Annotated in this window: 16 protein-coding genes; 9 read left to right on the forward strand and 7 right to left on the reverse strand. The window is 46.0% G+C overall.

The features are described 5' to 3' along the window. Window positions 1-84: 84 nt before the first annotated feature. Window positions 85-1,191 (reverse strand): class E sortase, encoded by a 1,107-nt coding sequence (locus tag AXE77_RS05395; protein WP_116712469.1) that lies wholly within the window; start codon window positions 1,189-1,191, stop codon window positions 85-87. Window positions 1,192-1,237: 46 nt separating this feature from the next. Next, window positions 1,238-1,993, reverse strand: coding sequence for a DUF881 domain-containing protein (locus AXE77_RS05400; RefSeq protein ID WP_116712470.1), 756 nt, complete (start codon window positions 1,991-1,993; stop codon window positions 1,238-1,240). 101 nt (window positions 1,994-2,094) lie between these two features. On the opposite strand from AXE77_RS05400, the gene crgA reads away from it, so the two are divergent. Beyond that, entirely contained in the window at window positions 2,095-2,487 is a 393-nt protein-coding gene (gene crgA / locus AXE77_RS05405) for a cell division protein CrgA (RefSeq protein WP_116712471.1), read from the forward strand. Between the two features lie 109 nt (window positions 2,488-2,596). Here crgA and AXE77_RS05410 read toward each other — a convergent pair whose 3' ends face one another. Together AXE77_RS05410 and AXE77_RS05415 are read right to left on the reverse strand one after the other, a co-directional pair. Further along, entirely contained in the window at window positions 2,597-3,895 is a 1,299-nt protein-coding gene (locus AXE77_RS05410; protein ID WP_116712472.1) for a THUMP-like domain-containing protein, read from the reverse strand. A 242-nt stretch (window positions 3,896-4,137) separates the two neighbouring features. Next, window positions 4,138-4,848 carry a rhomboid family intramembrane serine protease gene (locus tag AXE77_RS05415; protein WP_116712492.1) on the reverse strand — a complete coding sequence of 237 codons (711 nt, stop codon included), beginning with the start codon at window positions 4,846-4,848 and terminating at the stop codon, window positions 4,138-4,140. Between the two features lie 196 nt (window positions 4,849-5,044). On the opposite strand from AXE77_RS05415, the gene AXE77_RS05420 reads away from it, so the two are divergent. Beyond that, the gene (locus tag AXE77_RS05420) at window positions 5,045-5,254 is read left to right on the forward strand and encodes a hypothetical protein (protein WP_165846087.1); all 210 of its coding nucleotides are present in this window, start codon (window positions 5,045-5,047) and stop codon (window positions 5,252-5,254) included. A gap of 203 nt (window positions 5,255-5,457) precedes the next feature. Here AXE77_RS05420 and AXE77_RS05425 read toward each other — a convergent pair whose 3' ends face one another. Then, on the reverse strand, window positions 5,458-7,947 hold the full coding sequence (locus tag AXE77_RS05425) for a glycogen/starch/alpha-glucan phosphorylase (RefSeq protein WP_116712473.1): 2,490 nt from the start codon (window positions 7,945-7,947) through the stop codon (window positions 5,458-5,460). A gap of 267 nt (window positions 7,948-8,214) precedes the next feature. On the opposite strand from AXE77_RS05425, the gene AXE77_RS05430 reads away from it, so the two are divergent. Continuing rightward, complete coding sequence (locus AXE77_RS05430) at window positions 8,215-8,631, forward strand: sterol carrier family protein (RefSeq protein ID WP_116712474.1); 417 nt, start codon at window positions 8,215-8,217, stop codon at window positions 8,629-8,631. 418 nt (window positions 8,632-9,049) lie between these two features. Here AXE77_RS05430 and AXE77_RS05435 read toward each other — a convergent pair whose 3' ends face one another. Next, window positions 9,050-9,430 carry a DUF3073 domain-containing protein gene (locus tag AXE77_RS05435; protein ID WP_116712475.1) on the reverse strand — a complete coding sequence of 127 codons (381 nt, stop codon included), beginning with the start codon at window positions 9,428-9,430 and terminating at the stop codon, window positions 9,050-9,052. A gap of 146 nt (window positions 9,431-9,576) precedes the next feature. Here AXE77_RS05435 and trpS point away from each other — a divergent pair, with 146 nt between their 5' ends. Continuing rightward, a complete protein-coding gene (gene trpS / locus AXE77_RS05440) occupies window positions 9,577-10,668 on the forward strand; it encodes a tryptophan--tRNA ligase (protein ID WP_116712476.1) in 1,092 nt (363 codons plus the stop codon). A gap of 117 nt (window positions 10,669-10,785) precedes the next feature. Here trpS and AXE77_RS05445 read toward each other — a convergent pair whose 3' ends face one another. Further along, window positions 10,786-12,495, reverse strand: a complete 1,710-nt coding sequence (locus tag AXE77_RS05445; RefSeq protein WP_116712477.1) for a threonine/serine exporter family protein — start codon at window positions 12,493-12,495, stop codon at window positions 10,786-10,788. A 216-nt stretch (window positions 12,496-12,711) separates the two neighbouring features. Here AXE77_RS05445 and AXE77_RS05450 point away from each other — a divergent pair, with 216 nt between their 5' ends. From AXE77_RS05450 to AXE77_RS05470, 5 genes are all read left to right on the forward strand, one after another. Next, window positions 12,712-15,468, forward strand: coding sequence for a phosphoenolpyruvate carboxylase (locus AXE77_RS05450; RefSeq protein WP_116712478.1), 2,757 nt, complete (start codon window positions 12,712-12,714; stop codon window positions 15,466-15,468). A gap of 169 nt (window positions 15,469-15,637) precedes the next feature. Further along, window positions 15,638-16,327, forward strand: coding sequence for a carbonic anhydrase (locus AXE77_RS05455; protein WP_116712479.1), 690 nt, complete (start codon window positions 15,638-15,640; stop codon window positions 16,325-16,327). After that, window positions 16,321-17,496, forward strand: a complete 1,176-nt coding sequence (locus AXE77_RS05460; RefSeq protein WP_116712480.1) for a permease — start codon at window positions 16,321-16,323, stop codon at window positions 17,494-17,496. Before AXE77_RS05455 ends, AXE77_RS05460 begins: the two co-directional genes overlap by 7 nt. Then, window positions 17,493-18,269, forward strand: coding sequence for a TIGR03943 family putative permease subunit (locus tag AXE77_RS05465; RefSeq protein WP_116712481.1), 777 nt, complete (start codon window positions 17,493-17,495; stop codon window positions 18,267-18,269). Before AXE77_RS05460 ends, AXE77_RS05465 begins: the two co-directional genes overlap by 4 nt. Window positions 18,270-18,322: 53 nt before the next feature. Beyond that, window positions 18,323-19,514, forward strand: a 1,192-nt coding sequence (locus tag AXE77_RS05470; RefSeq protein ID WP_133296289.1) for a hemolysin family protein, incomplete at its 3' end; no start/stop codon positions are given.

Here is a 19,514-nt window from a genome sequence, read left to right on the forward strand (position 1 = left end):
AGATTATTTCTTACAATGGTACATATTTTTAAGGCCTACAAGCATATAACTTGTAGGCCTTAAAAGTAGATTCTCGTTTATAGTTCAGACAGTGGTAGCGTAGTTAGACATCTGCTGAAGTATTGGAATTGTTGTTGCGGCCCACGGGAAAATCCACTGAAAAAGAGCCATTGCGATGAAAAAATAAATCAACAATACCAAAATCCAGCGTATTGCGGTTATGCCTGGCTGAAGTCGTAAAAGACCACCAAATATGCTGAAGTCTGGCTTTTTCTTCGAACCAGCGCGTATGGCACGAAGTTCGGGCCATTGCCAAGCGATTGCGCCTGCTGCGAAAAATACGATGTACAGAGCGCAAACAACAAGCATAACTGGCACTAATGAAGAAAGGTGAGAAGCTAAAGACTGCTGTTCGTTATTAATAAACTTAACATTGCCCTGCTCATCAATTGTAGACAACTCTTTCGGAATGCCATCGCTAATTTTTGCCCAATATGCGAATTGTGAGTAACTAATCCAGCGGTGCGTTGCAACACTGTACTTAGGTTCACACGTGGTAAGAGTAAGCATACGCTTCGTTGGTTTCTCACCAGGATTATCAGGATTTGGAGCAATAACTTCACCATGATCTGGTGTGACAATTTTATGAGACTCATACTTGTACACAAACCAGTAATCTTTAGTACGAACTACGACCGCGTCCCCAGGCTGCAACAAATCAACATCGCCTAAAGGCTGTCCATAACCACTACGGTGACCGGCTATCGCAAAATTACCGATTTCTCCAGGAAGCTGGGTTTCACTGTAGTGTCCTACGCCACGCATACCTAAAATCTCTAGTGTTGTGCCCTCTACGACGTTACGTTCCCACTGGTTGCCAAAACGCGGAATGTACAAACGCGCTAAGAGTTCACCATACTTGACCTTATTAAGTTTTGGAGGTTCACCTGTTTGAGGCATAGCAATCTTAGCTTCAGTGCCGCTTTTAGGATTATGCCATGAAGTTGTTTGACGGGCTTCAACCTGAGTATGCTCGGCTTGAGCGCCTGTCCACCACATTTGCCATGCGACATATAGTGCGCAAACTATTGCAAAAGCAATTAGAAGTTCACTTAAAACGCCGATAGCCTGGCGCCAAAAGCCAGAGCCAGTATTCTTAGCATATCGCCCATGTGCGTTAGCAGAGTGCATAATGCGCTACTCCTTTGTTGACATATTAAGATCTTGAACCATAGTATTACTTGCCTAGTTCTTTAGATACTGTAGCGTATTGTAACGGCTGTAGCAAAACTGAAGATTCGGGAAAACGCAAATTCTCTTTCTTCTCTACTTTCCACCCCAGTCCAAACGAACTTACGTACTCTTTATAAGTGCGTATGGCTGGTGAAGTATTAAGAGCATTCACCATATTGTCTACTGGGCCAATAGCAGATATTTTATATGGTGGCGAGTACTGGTGTCCCTGCAACATGAGTACGTTACCAATACAGATTACAGCAGTATTGAACAATACTCGCTGATCTTGAATAGTCATAGCTTCCGCACCGCCTCGCCATAGTGCGTTTACGACAGATTCAATATCTTGCTGGTGAATAACGTAATCGTTAATATTGCCGGAAGTTCCTGAACCGTTTACTACACCTTTCCACAAGGGGGAATCGTTAAGAGTAACTACAATACCTGGTCCTTGAAGTTTCGGAAGTACTGTACTGCTTCCCGTATCTGAAGAAGACACGTTATCGTTTGTATTACTTACTAAAGTTTTGTTAAGTAAACTAATTTTAGAATCTAAAGATTTAATATCTTCTCGTAAAGATTTAGTGCGCTGAGAGTTAAGCTCAACCATTTGACTCGTGTTGGAAGTAACGAAAGCGGTTTTGTTAACACGCAAGTTGGTAACAAACAAGTAGCCGGTAAGAAATACAGCAATCGCAACGGCAAAACTGCCCAGTAATGAGCGTGGGGCGCCGTGTTTGCCGGTCTGTTTTACCATAATTTGCCTTCATTCTTTCGGCTGTTCTTTCAGCTGTTCTTCCAGCGTTCGAGTGTAACCACTATTATAGCGTGTAGCCGATTGATTGGAGAGTTACAGTTATGGCTGAGGAAAAATTGCACACGACTGCAGCTGACGACGCTGCAAAGACGAGCGATACGTCGAATGATGATATTTACGGCGTGCCTATGGATGAGGTTGAAGCTGTGTTGAACGCTACTGCTGATAAGGAGGCGCTTTCACCACAGATTCAGCAGATGATGCAGCGTCAAGCAGAAAATAGGCGACGTGTTGAGGAAAGCATCAAAGGTACTAAAGCTAATGCTGCATGGTTTGTGCCACTGTTCTGCACGCTGATGATTGTTGGTTTAATTTGGGCGGTTGTTTACTATCTGAATCCTGCTCTACCAATTCCTGGCATTGGCGTATGGAATTTGGTTATTGGTTTAACAGTAATTTTTGTTGGATTCATAATGACCATGTGGTGGCGTTAATACAATTACGCTAATTTAGAACCGATTTTATTAAAGTAGCTGCGCGTTTTGTGTGGCTACTTTTTTATTGTTACGAAAAGTTACGATATGCGAATTTTGTGTTTCGCTATTATTGCTGTACGGAACCTGCGCGAATAATCACGTGATCTTTATTGCTGTCGGTTGTTGCAATAAGCCTAATATTTCCGCCGTCCTGTAAGTGCAAACGTTTCTTCAGCACTTCCGCCGGCATAGGAAAGTTTCGTGTAACAATATTTGCGTGAGTAAGATCGCCAAGCGTTCGCTTTATGTCGCGCTTGTTCATGCTACACGTGCTCTCAATTTTCCATACTTTCCCCGGAAAATCAGCGTAATAATCGCGAGCAATGCAAACGTGGCTGTTAGGGCCAATTTCCTGGATCTTGTATTGTTCTTCTAAGTATTCAAAGCACCCAGCTTTCATAACTGCTGCGTTTGGTTCGTAAACGTACTGTGCCCATTGTTGCCAATTGCGTAAGTCGTTGCTCTGCCTGGTTTCAGTGCTGTCGCATAATTGTGCGGCACGCGTTGAAACTTGCTTGGTTACGGTATCGTAGAACGCTTTAATAGTGGTGCGCTGATTGTCGTTTACGCAGTGTATTGAAAGTTGGTTATGAATATGCGCATCAATAATTAGCAGTAGTTCTTTGCATTCGTTATTATGCGCAACTATATGTACTTGCGAGACGTTGCCGCCGAAATCGCTTACTGTTTTGTGCCAATCAAGCATCGGTGAAAGTTTAATCATCACTATTTGAGCTTTTGCAAGCATACTCCCTTTAAGAGCAAGTACATCGGGGGTGCAATCTTCGATGGCGTACGTGCGTGCGCCCTGTGTATTCCTGCGAGCTGGGTCAACATATATCATCGTTACGTTGGGAATGTGGTTCAGTGCGTCAAGACTGTTGTTGTTATAGCATGCAACGTGTGAAAGTCCCAAAGATTTCATGTTATGTTGCGCTATGCTAGAAAGTTCAGTTTGTTGCTCAATGCAGATTGCGGAATCGAAAACTTCAGACATTATTGTGCAATCGACGCCAAATCCGCATGTAAGATCAACAAGAGTGCTCGAAGTATTTTCTTCATGCAGCTCACTAAGTAATTTTCGTGCAATATTAGCTTTATATTGCGCTGTGGCTTGCGAAGAGCATTGTTCCATAGATATATGTGCCGGATATATAATATCTTCGCAGGATGCCCATTTTGGCAGTTTTTGAAGGGCTATTTGTTTGCCTGCGATTTGATTTATTGCAAAAGGAACATCAATACCTGCGTTGCGTGGTGCTTTAAGAGCAGCATTATTTGGATTTGCTTTCGCATTTTCTTTAATAAACGCAATCGTGGAATCGTTAGCTGGCTGAATAGCGGGAGGATTTTGAAGAACAGGCATGGTTTTTATTGTTCATGAAGGTGTAGAAATTTAAGACAAAAGCAAGAAGAATTACACAGCGGGCAGTAAATTGTGGATAACTGTTATACACTTATACACGCGTTCAAGAAAGGCAAGTTATCAACGTTTGTGACTAAGTATGTGGATAACTTGAGTAGTTGTTAGCATCTTATGCCCAACTTATACCCAAGTTATCCACACTGCTGTACACAATGGTGGAAAACTACACGCGTGTAATTTAGCTACAATGTCCAACTCAAGCAGAACACTGCACAAGCGACGAGAATCACAAAAATCGAAACAAAATACGTTAAGAAACGCGTATTAAAGGAAGCTTTTTCAAGAAGCCTATTATGCGTGCCAAGCAAAGCTGCAAGAACTGTACCAACTAATAAACCACCGACATGTGCCTGCCAAGCAATATTAGGAATAACAAGAGGCATAGCAAGAGTAATCGCAATCCAGAGCAACGTGCCTCTCATATTTTCGCCAAGCCGCCATTGCGCAACCAACAGTGCACCAATAAGTCCCATTATGGCTCCTGAAGCGCCATAAGACACAACAAACCAATTATGAGTCAAACTGCACCATATAATGTCAGCAACGTCGCCACCGAGGGCAGAAATCACATATAAACCGAGGAACTTCCACTTGCCAAAGAAACGTTCCAACTCTGCCCCAAGGGACCACAAGCAAAGCATATTAAAGAAAATATGTGTAATGTTTGGCGCGTGTACAAACATTGACGTGAACCAAGTCCAAGGTGTCACAAGCGCTGTTACTGGTGCGAAAGCGGTGTACTCTATCAGCAGAGAATATGTGTTAGGTGCAAAAGTATGTAAGAGTATTTCCACAACCCACACAGCTACGCAAGCGTATATAAGAACCGCTGTAATAGTGTTGCAGCGAAGTTTGAAGCGTTGTAAGAAATTTTTTATATCCAAATTGTGCATATCAATATAGTATCTGTTTTGCTTCACATTTGTGGCGCACTGATGGCGTTTTAAAAGTTTACGAAAAATAGTCACAAACATTACTTACAAAAAGATGCGATGGTACTAAAAAGCAACTATGATAGTAGATACGCGTCAAAACGCGATAAGAATCGTTGACTTGGACGAGCAGGTCAGCTTAACGAAAGGAGCCATCATGGAGAACAGGTCCTCTGGCGGTTGGAAGTTCTTTGCACTGCTCTTCGGAGCACTGCTCGCAGGCATTGCTGCACTGTATGTATATAAGCAGCACAATCCTGATTACGATCCATGGGAGCAGCCATGGGAGAACAGCTCTTCACCAATCGATTTAGGATTAGAAAAAGAAGAGAAGGAAGAAAAAGACGCTCCTGCTGCAGAAGCTTAAAAAGGAATCTTCAACAAAACGTAAGCTTCAAATAGAGGCTTTAGAACAGCAGTAGTTGCTTTAATAACTTTAGAAATAAGAGGCGGTTGCGCACACGCGTAGTTGCCTCTTATTTATATTAATATTTTTTTAGATAAAAAATGGCGGAAGCTGAATCAACAGCCTCCGCCTTTATTTAAGCGATTACAACGCTACCTCTATGCTCACTCAGCGACGTGTGCTGGCAAAGCGCCAGTGTGCCAAATGCGATCGAGGTAATCTTCGATAGAGCGGTCAGAAGAGAAGTAACCAGAGTTGGCTACGTTCAAAACTGCCATGCGAGCCCACTTCATTGGATCGCGGTAAGTTTCCTCAATCTGAGCCTGAATATCCATGTAAGAGCTGAAGTCAGCCATTGCCATGAAGTAATCGTGGGTAAGCCAATCGTTGACGAGTGGCTCGTACACGCTCTTGTCGCCGTTGGAGAAGGTGCCGTCAGCAACCATATCCACAGCGGTCTTCAAGCGAGGATCAGACTCGTAGTACTTGCGGGAGCCGCCGTGATCGTAGCCTTCAGCGTAGAGCTTATCAACTTCGTCAACGGTCATGCCGAAGAGGAAGAAGTTCTCAGCGCCAACGCGCTCGCGAATCTCAACGTTTGCACCATCGAGGGTACCAACAGTCAAAGCACCGTTCAAAGCGAACTTCATGTTACCGGTGCCGGAAGCTTCCTTACCAGCCTGAGAAATCTGCTCATCCAAATCGGTGGCAGGAATCAAGTTCATAGCCAACTCGATGTTGTAGTTTGGTGGGAAGAACACAGCGAGCTTGCCCTTGCATGCTGGGTCGTTATTCACCACGCGAGCAACATTGTTAATGAGCTGAATCGTGAGCTTTGCCATAGCATAGCCTGGAGCAGACTTAGCGCCGAAGAACACGGTGCGTGGAAGCATCTTGTCGACGTCGATCGTGCCATTCTTGATTCCAGCGTATGTGGAGATAACTTGGAGAATCTTCATGGACTGGCGCTTGTACTCGTGCAAACGCTTAACAATGGTGTTGAACATGGTGTCCGGGTTGATTTCGAAGCCATACTTCTGCTTTGCGAAATCAACGAAGGCAAGCTTGTTCTCTTGCTTGACCTTAGCGAACTTCTTTACGAAGGATGGATCGTCAGCCAATGGCTTCAAACCTTCGAGAAGCTCCAAATCACCCTGCCATGCGTCAGTGCCCAAGCCCTCAGTAATAAGAGCAGACATACGTGGGTTGCTCAAACGCACGAAGCGACGAGGAGTGACGCCGTTAGTAACGTTCTTGAACTTATCTGGGTACACGCTGGAGAAGTCCTTCAACGTGACATCCTTCAAAAGCTCAGAGTGAAGCTCAGCAACGCCGTTAACGTAAGAGCCGCCGTAGGTAGCCAAGTAAGCCATACGAACTACAGCACCTTCGCCATTTTCATCAGCGTCGGTAGCGATACGCATACGCTCAACCTGATCCTCGGCAACACCCTTGCCGCGAAGCTCGTTACGGAACTGCTCGCTAATACCCTGAATAATCTCAAGGTGACGTGGCAAAAGTTCGCCAATAAGCTTGGCTGGCCAAACTTCCAAAGCTTCTGGAAGCAAAGTGTGGCAAGTGTAGTTGAAGGTCTTAGTGGTGATACCCCAAGCGGTGTTCCAATCGTAGCCGTACTCGTCCATAAGAACGCGCATAAGCTCTGGAATACCGATAACTGGGTGAGTATCGTTCAACTGGAAGTTAATCTTGCTTGGGAAGGTAGTGAGATCCGGCTTATCCTGACCTGGGTAGAACACGCGGATGGCGTCATGAATAGAAGCAGCTACGAAGAAGTACTGCTGCTCGAGACGCAAAGCCTTACCTTCTGGAGTGGAATCTTCTGGGTAAAGAATCTTAGAAATGTTTTCTGCTGCAACCTGTGGCTTCACAGCATCCAAGTACTCAGACTTGTTGAAAGTGAGCAAATCAAACTCATCGTAAGACTTAGCAGTCCACAAACGAAGAGTATTTACGCGGCCAGAATTGTAGCCTGGAACCATGTAATCAACTGGTACTGCACGAACAGACCAAGCTGGCTTCCACACGCGTTTGCCATTTTCTTCTACAACTTCACCGCCGAAGTTGACGCGCTGGTCACGACCATAATCAATGTGGCCCCATGGCTCTTCATTGCTCAACCAGTAATCAGGGGTTTCAACCTGCTTACCTTCTTCATTAAAGCGCTGCTTAAAGATGCCGTAACGATACTGAATACCGTAGCCGAATGCTGGCACACCAATAGAAGCGAGTGAGTCGATGAAGCATGCTGCGAGACGACCCAAACCGCCGTTACCCAAACCTGGCTCATACTCGGCGTCGATAACAGCCTTTGGATCGAAACCAAGCTTAGTAACAGCCTTATTGAACTGATCAGTAAGACCAGCGTTCAACAAAGCATTCTCAAGCTGCTTGCCCATCAAGAACTCTGCACTCAAATAGCCAACAGCCTTGGTATTACCATTAATCATGTCATGCTGTGTCTGCATCCAAGAGTCCATCAAGTGACGACGAACTGCGGTAGCAGCGGCAACATACACATCTGCCGTAGTGGCCTGCTCTGGCGTTACACCCTGGGTGTACTTGAGATGCTCTTGAAGTTCTTTGGCAAATGCCGTCGCAGTAGTTTTAGCTTTCGGCGCGACGTGTTTAGTCATATTTGACTCCTTGTGCCGTTTGTTATATTTCCTAAAAAGTGTGCAGCCTGAAACTTTGTTTAGGCAATTAAATCAATGCCGTGTTGTAGGTAACTTTTGCAGATAACTACAAAAAGGCGTGAATGCACACGATATTTTCGACGATACCACAACCCCAAGTCCTTTAATTAATTTAATTAATTGGTATATAACGACTTATTACAAATGTACTTTTCGAAAGTATGTTGCGTTGAAGATAAAGTATGTTGCATTGAAGATAATGAAAGAATGGCAGTAATACTTGAACGAGATATAGAGCGAGGGAAGCGCGCTTGGTTATCTTGGCATGAAGCAGCATTAAAAATATGTAATTCTGGTATTGAGCAAATGCAAATAAGTAGCAGTGTTGTACAGATTGCGCCTGCGGACGTTGCTTTAGCTGTGAGATATTCTTTGCACTTGCTTGAAAATAAGGCACCTGGCACGGGGGTGGAAGTTCGGGTTGCTCCTTGGGGAGCCGTGAAAATTTTAGAAGGCCCCGCCTCCGATCCGCACAATCTTACGCCTCCAGACGTTATTGAGCTCGATCCGGAAGTTTGGTTAAGACTTTCTTGCGGTATCACAAGTTGGAATCAAGAAAAGCAAGCAGGCAACATAAGTGCGTGTGGAGAACGAGACGATTTAAGTGATATTCTGCCGCTGTAAAATGCTGGGGATTTTCGTCGGCACGCTACGTTAGGGTCTCTTAATCCCGTTTTTCGGACCCGCGTGCAGATTGTGTTCTGCGTTAGGGTCTCTTAATCCTGTTTTTCGGACACGCGTGCAGATTGTGTTCTGCGTTAGGGTCTCTTAATCCTGTTCTTCGGACACGCGTGCAGTCAGCGCGCTGCGTTAGGGTCTCTTAATCCCGTTCTTCAGACCATCGCGCAGTACTCTTTCTGCGCGCGTGTCTCTGGTTGAAAGTCTTGTCGTTGCTTTTGCGGTTTTGCGGAACATTTGCCGCTTGCTCAGATTTTTATGTAACGCGCGTAACGCCAACCAAACACAAATACCCTGGGGGCAGTACTGCACACCCAGGGTACGTAAGTTTTATAAGAAATTAAAAAATTCGCAAGCTAATGCTTTATTTGTCATGCTTGTGCATGAAGCTCGGCACTGGCATAGGAATGTGATGATGCACAGGAGCGTGTGCGCCCGTATGAGCTGCAGAATTTTCATTACTCACAGCTTTAGCAGCTGCTTCAGCGGCCCACTTAGCATATTCGTCTAAATCATCATCGTCTGAAACGTCAGCAGTAGCATCCGTTTGATTGGTGCTATCTTGCTCTGGAAGATACGTATCCTCCTCGTAGCTTTCGCTCGACGCAAATGGATCGAAGGATCCTTGTCCGGGTTCGCTAGAGTTGAGTTCCTTAGCAAGCTCGACATAATCCGTATCGGTCGTCAGGTACTTGAGCTTACGGGCAATTTTCTGTTGCTTTGCCTTCTGTCGTCCGCGGCCCATCTGACCCCCTCTAAAAATTACCGTAACAATCAGTTCATCACACAAGAGCGTACCACTTAACCGCAACCGAGTGCATTGTCTGTGTAAACTTTTACCATAAAAGCCATATTTTCGGCGTAAAAATACGCGTACGTAAGGAGTTGGAAATGGCAGAAGAAGCGCAGGTAACAGCTGTTGGTAACGAAATGAGCGCAAGTTTTCTCGCAGCACGTAAGCGTTCAGACGCTACTTTAGAAAAATTAAAAACTAAACCTTCGGTATTTACTATGCTCACCGGCGATCGTCCAACGGGACGTTTGCATTTAGGACATTATTTCGGCTCAATTCGTGAGCGTGTCGCCATGCAGGAACGTGGCGTAAAAACCAATATTATTATCGCTGACTATCAAGTGATTACTGATCGTGATACTACGGAACACATTGAAGATAATGTGTTGAATTTGGTGCTCGATTACATGGCTGCTGGTATTGACCCAGCAAAAACCATGATTTTTACGCACTCAGCGGTGCCTGCTGCAAATCAACTTATGCTCCCGTTCCTTTCACTGGTCACCGAAGCGGAATTGCACAGAAATCCTACAGTAAAGTCGGAAATGGAATCTTCAGGACACGCTTTAACCGGCTTGCTTCTTACGTACCCGGTGCATCAGGCTTGCGATATTTTGTTCTGCAAGGCAAATGTTGTGCCAATTGGTAAAGATAATTTGCCGCACGTTGAAATTACTCGCACGATTGCTCGCCGATTTAACGAACGCTACGCAAAGAAGAATCCAGTATTCCCGGAGCCTTCCGCTATTCTTTCCGACGCGCCTGAAATTCCAGGTTTGGACGGTCGCAAGATGAGCAAATCTTACGGCAACTCGATTATGTTGGGAGCTACTGCTGAAGAAACGGCGAAACTAATTAAGAAAAGTCCAACTGATTCTGAACGCATGATTACTTTTGACCCAGTTGCTCGTCCGCAAGTTTCGGCACTTCTTACTACTGCGGGTTTGGTAACTGGAAGGGATCCTAAAGAAATTGCGGAAGAAATTGGTAACGCTGGTGCCGGCGCGTTGAAAGCGTACGTAATCGAGAACGTAAATAATTTCTTAGCTCCACACCGTGAGCGTCGCGCAGAATTAGCAAAAGATATGGATAGTATTCGTGACGTTTTGCACGATGGTAACAAGCGCGCCAACGCTATCGCCGAGGAAACGCTTAATCAAGTTCGTGAAGCAATGGGAATGAAGTACTAGAGGTACTAGAAGTACTAATTAAAATTTAGTAAGCAAATTAATAAACAATAAAGCCGCTCGCAAGAAAACTTGTAAGCGGCTTGTTTGTTGAAAATTGATGAACTGAAATTTAGAAAATCACACGTCGTAACGCCAACTTTTATCTGTAATAACTCGCGCAACTGCAAGACCAATTGGCAAACAAATAATCACCATAAACGCGCGGAAAGTCCAATCCAACGCTGGAAGTGTGTTGAATTGACCGAGATAAAACATCGCACGATACATATAAAGTCCCGGAACCATAATCACAATCGACGGAACAGTAAGACCTATTCGAGGATACCCCAAGTACTGAGGTGCCCAGCCATGTCTTACGATGGATCGCCATGCAGAAGCCAACAATCCCGCAAGTAAAGCCCCGCTAAAAGCAGCAATTTCTGCAGCAACACCAAAGTCTGTCATAGTTAATCGCAACGTATCAGTAATAGCACCAATAATGCCAGCAACAAAACACATGCGTTGTGGAGAATTAAACAGCACAGAGAAGCCCCACACGCCGGCAAACGCAGTAATAAGTCGCAACACCGCATTAAGCCAAGGGTTTAACCCGAGCGGAGGGAAACCTTGAGGATTAAGCTGTACAAGACTTGCAACCATCCAACCAGCGAGCGTACCCATCAAAATAATCGCAAGCGTGTAACACAAACGTTGGATTCCGGAAGGGAAATCTATTTTTGCAATATCCAAGCCGCCTGTAATAAGCGGGAAGCCAGGAATAACAAACAAAACTGAACCAATATATGCTGTTGTGTGATTTAATGCGCTTGGATCAAAGCAACCAATTAAATGCAACGAACCGATACACGAAAGCGCACCAATAGCAACCGCCACGAACGTCACCACAAACTGATTGAGATGATGCATAAACATGCGGCGACGGATATAATGGCCAATTCCTGCGCCAATAAAAGCGCCAATCATGTCGTAAGGGCCACCGCCAAGCAAAAAGGCGAAGGAAGCACAAGCAACTGCAGACGCAAGTCCGGCAAACCAAGGCTTGTACAGCGGTTTACGATTTTTAATCAAATCGAGGCGGTCGTGCACTTCGCGAACAGTAAGAGGACTGTCGGTGTCACGTTCGCCGGCATCTGCATTCTTGCCGTTTGTGCGCTGAATGTGAGAAAAATGTTCCGTATAAGCGCTTTCCGGCTGTAAAGCAAAAATTCCCCGCGGCTTTTCCTTTTGAATCGCCTCTTGTAAAGCCTGCTTTTCCGCTACTTTTGCAGCGTGCTCTTCTGATTGCTTAGCGGTTTGTACAATATCGCGCTCCACGTCGCTTTCCTGGAGGGTGTCCACTAATTCCTTAGAAACAGCCGCTTTGGAATGGTATAGAGAATCGTTGCCAAGCTTTACGTTAAACCAGTCTGCAAAATGTTCCAGAAGCCAAATGCGCTCAGTGTTTACGCCAGTAGTTGGAAGATCGACAACTTCGGTAATACGCTCATGCTTATCGGTGCAAGTCGCCTCAATGTCGGTGAGATTTACGTTTGCTCGCACATGCACGCCCATTGGTTCGCCAATTCGGTGCATAAGCTCGCGAACGCGGTAGCTTCCGGTTCCAGCACCCAAGCCGAGTGCGCCGACGCGAATAATAATGCTTGACTTAGCAGCTATGCAAGCCTCCGTAACCGGCTTGTCCCAGTCTTGCTCAACATCGTCCATATCGAGCGGAATAGCGTGCGTGTGGAAGCGTCCAGAAGGCTTGCCGACTATATGACCTGTTGAAAGAATTTCCGGCTTGTCGTTGTCGTCATTACTATTTGCATTACTATCTACTGTGCTCACAATTTTTCAGTATACGCACCCCCATTGCCGAGGAGAATTGCCAAATTATTGACGCTTACTTATACGTCCCGAATACGTCCGGTGGTAGTTCCAAAATTAACTTGGTATTTCGCTGGGAACAAGGCTGTGGGCTTGCAACTTTTGACCTACATAACCGTGGAGGAGCCACGGAAGTCAGACGACCAAGCAACCTTATTACTGGCGTGAGGAGGTCTGATGACAATAGAAAATCAGCAGGTTACTCCAGCAGACGCAACCATTGTGACGTCTGGTTTAGGGCGAAAAGGCCCGGAGGAGCGTGACCTTCCAGCATCGCTTAAGCAAGATATGGATTTGTGCTTGCATATTCTTCGCGATGTTCTTGGTGAATTTGATGAAAAATTGCTCGCAGTATTCGACGATGTGCGTCTGAATGCTGTGGAAGCTAGTACCGCCCATTTTGCGCAAATGGTTGACGCGGAAGTTACTGCGGACGACGGTTTAAGCAAGGCTGTCAGCAAAATTAACGGCCTCAGTTTACACGATACGCAACTTTTAGCACGCGCTTTCGCAACGTATTTCCATCTCGCTAATTTGTGCGAAGAAAATTATCGCGTGTCTGTGCTGCATCAGCGCGAGTGTGAAGTTGAAGATTCGTTGCCAGTAGATCCAGTTAATGAACTTACTTGCGCGTACCACAAATTACTGACGGAAATGAGTCCGGCTAAAGCGAAGGAATTGCTTGCAAAGCTTGAGTTCCATCCTGTGTTTACTGCGCACCCGACTGAAGCTCGTCGTAAGGCTGTGGCTGGCAAGATTCGCCGTATTTCGCAATTACTTAGCGAGCATCATCGTTTAGGCGGGTCGGATAAGCGCGAAAATTACCGTCGCCTTTACAACGAAATTGACGCTTTGCTTCGTACTTCGCCTATTGCTTTGAAGAAGCCAACGCCGGTTGAAGAAGCCGACACGATTCTTGACATTTTTGACGCTACTTTATTTGATACTATTCCGCTCGTGTATCGTCGCTTTGACGATTGGTTGCTTGGTGAGAAGGCTGGTTTGGTGCCGCCTCGCTGCCCTGCATTCTTCCATCCGGGAAGCTGGATTGGTTCGGATCGCGATGGCAACCCGAACGTTACTGCTAAAGTAAGTCGCCAAGTTGCACGAAAGTTTAGCGATCACGTGCTTGCGGCTTTGGAAAATCGTACTCGCGAAGTTGGCAAGTGCTTGACTATGGAAACTCGCACAACTCCTCCAAGCGTTGAGTTGCTTGAGTTGTGGAATCGTCAGCGCGAAATGAGCGAACAGCTTACGGAAAACGCTTCCGACGTTTCTAATAGCGAGCCACATCGTGCCGTAATGCTGGTAATGGCAGATCGTTTGCATCGCACTATTAGCCGCGATACGGATTTGATGTACCATTCTTGCGAAGATTTTATTGAAGATTTGCAGATTGTGCAGCGTTCTTTGGCGGAAGGTGGCGATCCTCGTGCGGCCTACGGTCCTTTGCAGGATTTGATTTGGCAGGCACAAACTTTCGGATTCCACATGGTTGAGATGGAGTTCCGTCAGCACTCTTTGGTGCACTCTCGCGCCTTGGAAGATATTCGTGAGCACGGTTTGCACGGCGAACGCGGACCGTTGCAGCCGATGACTCGTGAAGTTCTCGATACTTTCCGCGCTTTGGGGGCAATTCAGAAGCGCAACGGCATGCGAGCTGCACGACGCTACATTATTTCCTTTGCAAAATCTGCTCAGCACGTGCGCGACGTTTTCGAACTGAATCGTCTCGCTTTCGCTCATCCGCAGGATGCGCCAACAATTGACGTAATTCCACTGTTTGAGCAGTTGGAAGATTTGCAAAATTCCGTAAATGTGCTTGAGGAAATTATTAAAATTCCTGAAGTGCAGGCTCGTCTTAAGGCTACTGGCCGCAAGATGGAAGTTATGCTCGGCTACTCTGATTCTTCTAAGGATGCTGGCCCTACTTCCGCAACGCTTGCTTTGCACTCCGCTCAGGAGCGTATTGCTCAGTGGGCTAAGAAGCACGATATTGATTTGACACTATTCCACGGCCGTGGTGGTGCTGTTGGTCGCGGTGGCGGTCCAGCAAACCGCGCAGTGCTTGCTCAGCCGGTTGGTTCCGTTAACTGCCGATTCAAGCTCACCGAACAGGGCGAAGTTATTTTCGCACGTTATGGCAACCCAATTTTGGCTATTCGTCACTTGGAATCCGTGGCAGCTGCAACGTTGCTTCAGTCTTCGCCAAGTGTTGAGAAGACCAACACTGATATGACGAAGAAGTACGCGGATATGGCTGCAAAGCTCGACGTTGCGGCTCACGAGCGCTTCCTTGATTTGCTGCAAACCGATGACTTTACTCCATGGTTCTCCACGGTTACGCCGTTGAGCGAGATTGGCTTGCTTCCAATCGGTTCTCGCCCAGCTAAGCGCGGTTTGGGTGCGAAGTCATTGGACGATTTGCGCACAATTCCGTGGGTGTTCTCTTGGGCTCAGGCTCGCATCAACTTGGCAGCATGGTACGGTTTGGGTACGGCTTGCGAAAAGTTTGGCGATTTGGAAACTTTGCGTCGTGCTTACGAAGAGTGGCCGCTGTTTAGTACTTTTATTGACAATATTGAGATGTCTTTGGCTAAGACGGATGAGCGTATTGCTCGCATGTACTTAAGCCTTGGAGATCGCGAAGATTTGAGCGATAAAGTACTTTCAGAAATGCAGCTTACTCGCAAGTGGGTTTTGCAGATTGTTGGCGACAAGTGGCCGTTGCAGCACCGTCACGTGCTCGGCCAGGCAATTCGCGTGCGCTCGCCTTACGTGGACGCGCTTTCGGTAATCCAGTCGCTCGCATTGCACAAGCTTCGTAACAAGGTAGATAAGGAAGAATTGAGCGAAAGCCAGCAGGCAGAGTTCATTTACCTTATTCTTTGCACTGTTTCTGGCGTTGCTGCAGGCTTGCAGAACACCGGATGATATATAAATTTATGTAGGAAGGCTCTCGTATTTGCGAATCTGCGATACGGGAGCCTTTTTATTCTCATATTTACTACGAAAGATACAATATATTCTAAGTAAAAAATTTTAAACTTTAAGCAACTAAAAAATATTGCCCACGCCAGTTGCGTCAGTGTAGGAGGTAATAATGCAGGAAGTAATCGACGAAGATTGCGTTAATAAAAATTGTGCTAACAAAGATTTTATTAACGAAAATTCAGTTTTAGCTACATCGGTATGGAGCGCAATGCTTGCCGGGAATCGCAAGTTTGCGGAAGGAAAATCGACGCACGCAGGCGTAAATTCCGAGACGCGTATGAAACTTATTGACGGACAGCATCCGGGTGCTGTTGTGCTTTCGTGCGCTGATTCGCGCGTGGCTCCGGAATTTGTATTCGACGCCGGTTTGGGAGATATTTTTTCCGTTCGTGCAGCCGGCGAGATGCTGGACGATGCTGTAATTGCTTCGCTAGAGTACGCTGTGACTGATTTGGGAGTAAAAGTGCTGGTTGTGCTTGGCCACGAGCATTGCGGGGCTGTTAAAGCGGTTGTGCCGACTGTACAAAAGTTGGTTGCGCAATACGGCGAAGACGAAACAAGTGAAATAATTGAGTCGAGTGAGTCAATATTACTTCGTTCATTGGGGCCTGCTGCGCTCGCAGGCATTGAAGAAGAATTGGATACGGACGATATTGAGCGTATTCACGTTTCTAATATTCTCGCTGAAATTTGCGATAAATCGCAGATAATTCGCGAAGCTGTTTTTAACGATACTTTGATGCTTGTTGGTGCAAGATATCGTATGAATGACGGCTTGGTGGAAGTATTGTCATGTTAAAATTGGCGCAAGCGACGCAATCAACTCAACCGGCGCAACAATCAAAACCGGTGCAACAATCAAAATCGGCGCAATCAAAACCAGCGCAACAATCAAAACCAGCAAATTCTGCGCACTATCTTTTTTTGATTGCTGGTACACCGCTTGTCGCGCTTTTTATTGCGATGGCCCCTGCTTTGCAAGCGCGCTACCCGTGGCTGCTCGTTGACACAACTATTCGAGGCGTTGCCGGCTTACTTTTGCAGGCAATTCCATTCACTCTTATTGGCGTGCTCGTTTCGGCGGCTGTGGAAACGTGGGTAACGGCTGATTTTATTGAAAAACACGCTCCGAAGTCCACTGCAAACGGCTTTTTAGCCGCCATATTTGCGGGAGTGTGCGTGCCGGTGTGCGACTGCGTTGTTGTGCCAACTTTTTCCAGGCTGGTCGCAAGAAAATTGCCGCTTCCTTGTGCGATAACGTTCCTTTGCGCTGTTCCCGTGGTAAATCCTGTGTCTGTGCTGGCAACTTGGTATGCGTTTGCGGATGTGCCAGCAGTGGCCGTTATGAGGGTTGCGTTGGGGGTTGGTATTGCGCTGCTCGTTGGTTTGAGTTTTGTGATTTTCCCGCAAAAAACGCAAGTTTTGAGACGCGAAATTTTGCTTGAAAATAAGAATCCGGAATGTTCTTGCGCGCTAAAATGCGGCTGCAATAGCGTAACGCAATCCACGAAATTGCCGCAACCAGAGCATCAAATAAAGCATAAAATAAAGCATCAAATAAAGCAATATATACAGCATATTCACGAAGATTTTTTGAAACTTTTACCAATTATCGTGTGTGGAACCGTCGTCGCTTCTGTTATACGCGCGTGGCTTGGCGCAGATCCTGCATCTCGCGTGCAGGCCAGCAACGTTTGGTTTGCGATTCCAGCGATGATGGTTATTGCGTATGCTAGTTCGCTTTGTTCGAGTTCGGATGCTGTTATTGCGCGAAGTTTGGCTGCATCTTTGCCTATTTCCTCCGTGCTGGTGTTCCTTTTATTCGGTCCCATGCTTGATTTTAAAAATACGCTTATGCTAGCCGCCGACTGCCGTGGAAAATTCGTTTTGCGCTTAACTTTAACTATTGCTGGCGTATGCTTCCTAACTTCGCTATTTGCTAACTGGGCCTGGGGATTCATGATATGAAACGCACCGGTTTATTTGCGTCTAAAAGCGAGCAACGCAATCGCGTTACTTTTGCTCAACTTGTAGAATCCCTGGCGTTGCTGCTGTTGGCGGCTGCGGTAGCTTTTGTTACTTTAAGCGGCCAATATACGCTTCTTACCACGCCGCGCGCGTTTGTTTATTTGCTTATTGCTGCCGTTATGCTGCTAATTCTTGCCGTTTGCGCCGCGTGTGGTTGGTTTGCGCTTTCTGCGCGCGATGCTTGGCGCATGCTTGTGGCGATTGTTGTTCCTGCGCTGCTGATTATTATTCCTTTGCAGACTGCGCCTGGGCGTGGTTTGAACGGTTTTGATCGTTACGCGGGTGGTCGCGCGATTGCGATTCGTCGTGTTGCCGGCGCGTTGCCTGGTTTGCGTCGCGATCAGCGTTCTATAACAGTGCCAAATGACGATTTTGGCTTATGGTATGACGAAATTGACCATAATATTTCAAAATATGATGGTTATACGATTACGCTTACTGGTTTTGTAAGCCGCGACCCAACGTTAGGTGCCGGGCAATTTCGCCTGTCACGTCAACTTATGTCGTGTTGTATTCTCGACATGTCGCCGTTTGGCTTTGTTGCTAATTACAAGAATGCGAAGAATCTTCACAATCGTGAATGGGTGCGTATTCGTGCTGTAATTACTCGTGGAAGTATTGGATTGAGTGGGTATCAACATTCGGGGATTGTGTTGCGAATAGTTTCGTTGCGTGCTGTTGCGGCTCCGACGGGATATTTTTATCGTCCGTGAGTATTTTGCTGTGAATTATTGATATCGCATAGAAGTAAACTAAGATAACAATTATGGCGATTGGTTTTAATATTCTGCTCATTATGATTTTTTTGCTGTTCGGTTCCGTTTTTGCGGCTACCGAGTTGGCTTTAGTGAGTTTACGAAGTTCGCAAATTGATCGCATGGAGATGCAGGATGCTCGCGGCGCGCGTGTTGCTAAAATTGCGCGTGATCCCAATACTTTCTTATCTGCTTTGCAAATTGGCGTAACGCTTTCTGGTTTTCTTTCTGCATCCTTCGGCGAATCTGCGTTAGCGCCTTACGTTGTTCCGCTTGTATGCTCATGGGGAGTGCCTAAGCATGTTGCAGGCCCGCTTACTACTATTTTCTTAACTCTTATTATTTCGTACTGTTCTATAGTAATTTCGGAGCTTGTGCCGAAGCGTATTGCAATGCAGCGTTCTGAGCAGATTGCGCGAGCGGTTGTGCCGGCGGTGGATATTTTCTCGAAAATTTGCAAACCTTTAATTTGGCTTATTGGTAAGAATACGAATGGTTTTGTGCGTCTTCTTGGATTTGATCCTAACGAAAAAGAAAGCGAAGTTTCTGACGAAGAATTGCGTGTGCTTGTTAATAGCAATAAGCGTTTAAGTCAGGATGAGCGTAATATTTTGGATGACGTGTTTGATGCTTCGGAAACTATTGTTGCTGAAGTGATGCGTCCGCGTGCTGACGTGGAATTTTTGGACGGCTCTTTGAGCCTTGAAGAAGCGGCTGCAAAAATTCGTGAGCTTCCGTATTCCAGATACCCTGTTATTGGCAAGGATTTTGACGACGTTATTGGTTTTGTGCATGTGCGCGACTTGTTGGATGTTAGAGATCCTAACGCAAAAACTGTTGCAGATGTGACTCGCGAAGGAATTAGTCTTCCTGGAACTTCAAAACTATTGCCGAGCCTGGAGCTACTTCGAAAGCGCGGAATCCATTTGGCTATTGTTATTGACGAATACGGTGGAACTGACGGTATTGTAACTCTTGAAGATATGACCGAGGAGCTTGTTGGAGATATTCGCGACGAGTACGATCTGCCGGATGAAACTGAGCAAAGTAATGCAAACAAAACCACGGCTTTTGTAAACGGCGTGGCAAAAATTGATGGCGGTATGACTATTGAAGATTTTGCTGACATTACCGGCATTGAGCTTGAAGATGGACCTTATGAAACGGTTGCAGGCTACTTTTTAGCGCATACTGGTTCTATGG

Origin of the sequence: Gardnerella massiliensis, from assembly GCF_003408845.1 — a bacterium.
In the GTDB taxonomy this organism is placed as follows: domain Bacteria; phylum Actinomycetota; class Actinomycetes; order Actinomycetales; family Bifidobacteriaceae; genus Bifidobacterium; species Bifidobacterium vaginale_H.

What these genes read in the sequence shown, in the direction of transcription:
- AXE77_RS05410 (WP_116712472.1), bottom strand. Translation starts at nt 3,895, where the DNA reads ATGCCTGTTCTTCAAAATCCTCCCGCTATTCAGCCAGCTAACGATTCC.
- AXE77_RS05465 (WP_116712481.1), top strand. Translation starts at nt 17,493, where the DNA reads ATGAAACGCACCGGTTTATTTGCGTCTAAAAGCGAGCAACGCAATCGC.
- AXE77_RS05450 (WP_116712478.1), top strand. Translation starts at nt 12,712, where the DNA reads ATGACAATAGAAAATCAGCAGGTTACTCCAGCAGACGCAACCATTGTG.
- AXE77_RS05415 (WP_116712492.1), bottom strand. Translation starts at nt 4,848, where the DNA reads ATGCACAATTTGGATATAAAAAATTTCTTACAACGCTTCAAACTTCGC.
- AXE77_RS05425 (WP_116712473.1), bottom strand. Translation starts at nt 7,947, where the DNA reads ATGACTAAACACGTCGCGCCGAAAGCTAAAACTACTGCGACGGCATTT.
- AXE77_RS05455 (WP_116712479.1), top strand. Translation starts at nt 15,638, where the DNA reads ATGCAGGAAGTAATCGACGAAGATTGCGTTAATAAAAATTGTGCTAAC.
- AXE77_RS05420 (WP_165846087.1), top strand. Translation starts at nt 5,045, where the DNA reads ATGGAGAACAGGTCCTCTGGCGGTTGGAAGTTCTTTGCACTGCTCTTC.
- AXE77_RS05395 (WP_116712469.1), bottom strand. Translation starts at nt 1,191, where the DNA reads ATGCACTCTGCTAACGCACATGGGCGATATGCTAAGAATACTGGCTCT.
- AXE77_RS05430 (WP_116712474.1), top strand. Translation starts at nt 8,215, where the DNA reads ATGGCAGTAATACTTGAACGAGATATAGAGCGAGGGAAGCGCGCTTGG.
- crgA (WP_116712471.1), top strand. Translation starts at nt 2,095, where the DNA reads ATGGCTGAGGAAAAATTGCACACGACTGCAGCTGACGACGCTGCAAAG.
- trpS (WP_116712476.1), top strand. Translation starts at nt 9,577, where the DNA reads ATGGCAGAAGAAGCGCAGGTAACAGCTGTTGGTAACGAAATGAGCGCA.
- AXE77_RS05435 (WP_116712475.1), bottom strand. Translation starts at nt 9,430, where the DNA reads ATGGGCCGCGGACGACAGAAGGCAAAGCAACAGAAAATTGCCCGTAAG.
- AXE77_RS05400 (WP_116712470.1), bottom strand. Translation starts at nt 1,993, where the DNA reads ATGGTAAAACAGACCGGCAAACACGGCGCCCCACGCTCATTACTGGGC.
- AXE77_RS05460 (WP_116712480.1), top strand. Translation starts at nt 16,321, where the DNA reads ATGTTAAAATTGGCGCAAGCGACGCAATCAACTCAACCGGCGCAACAA.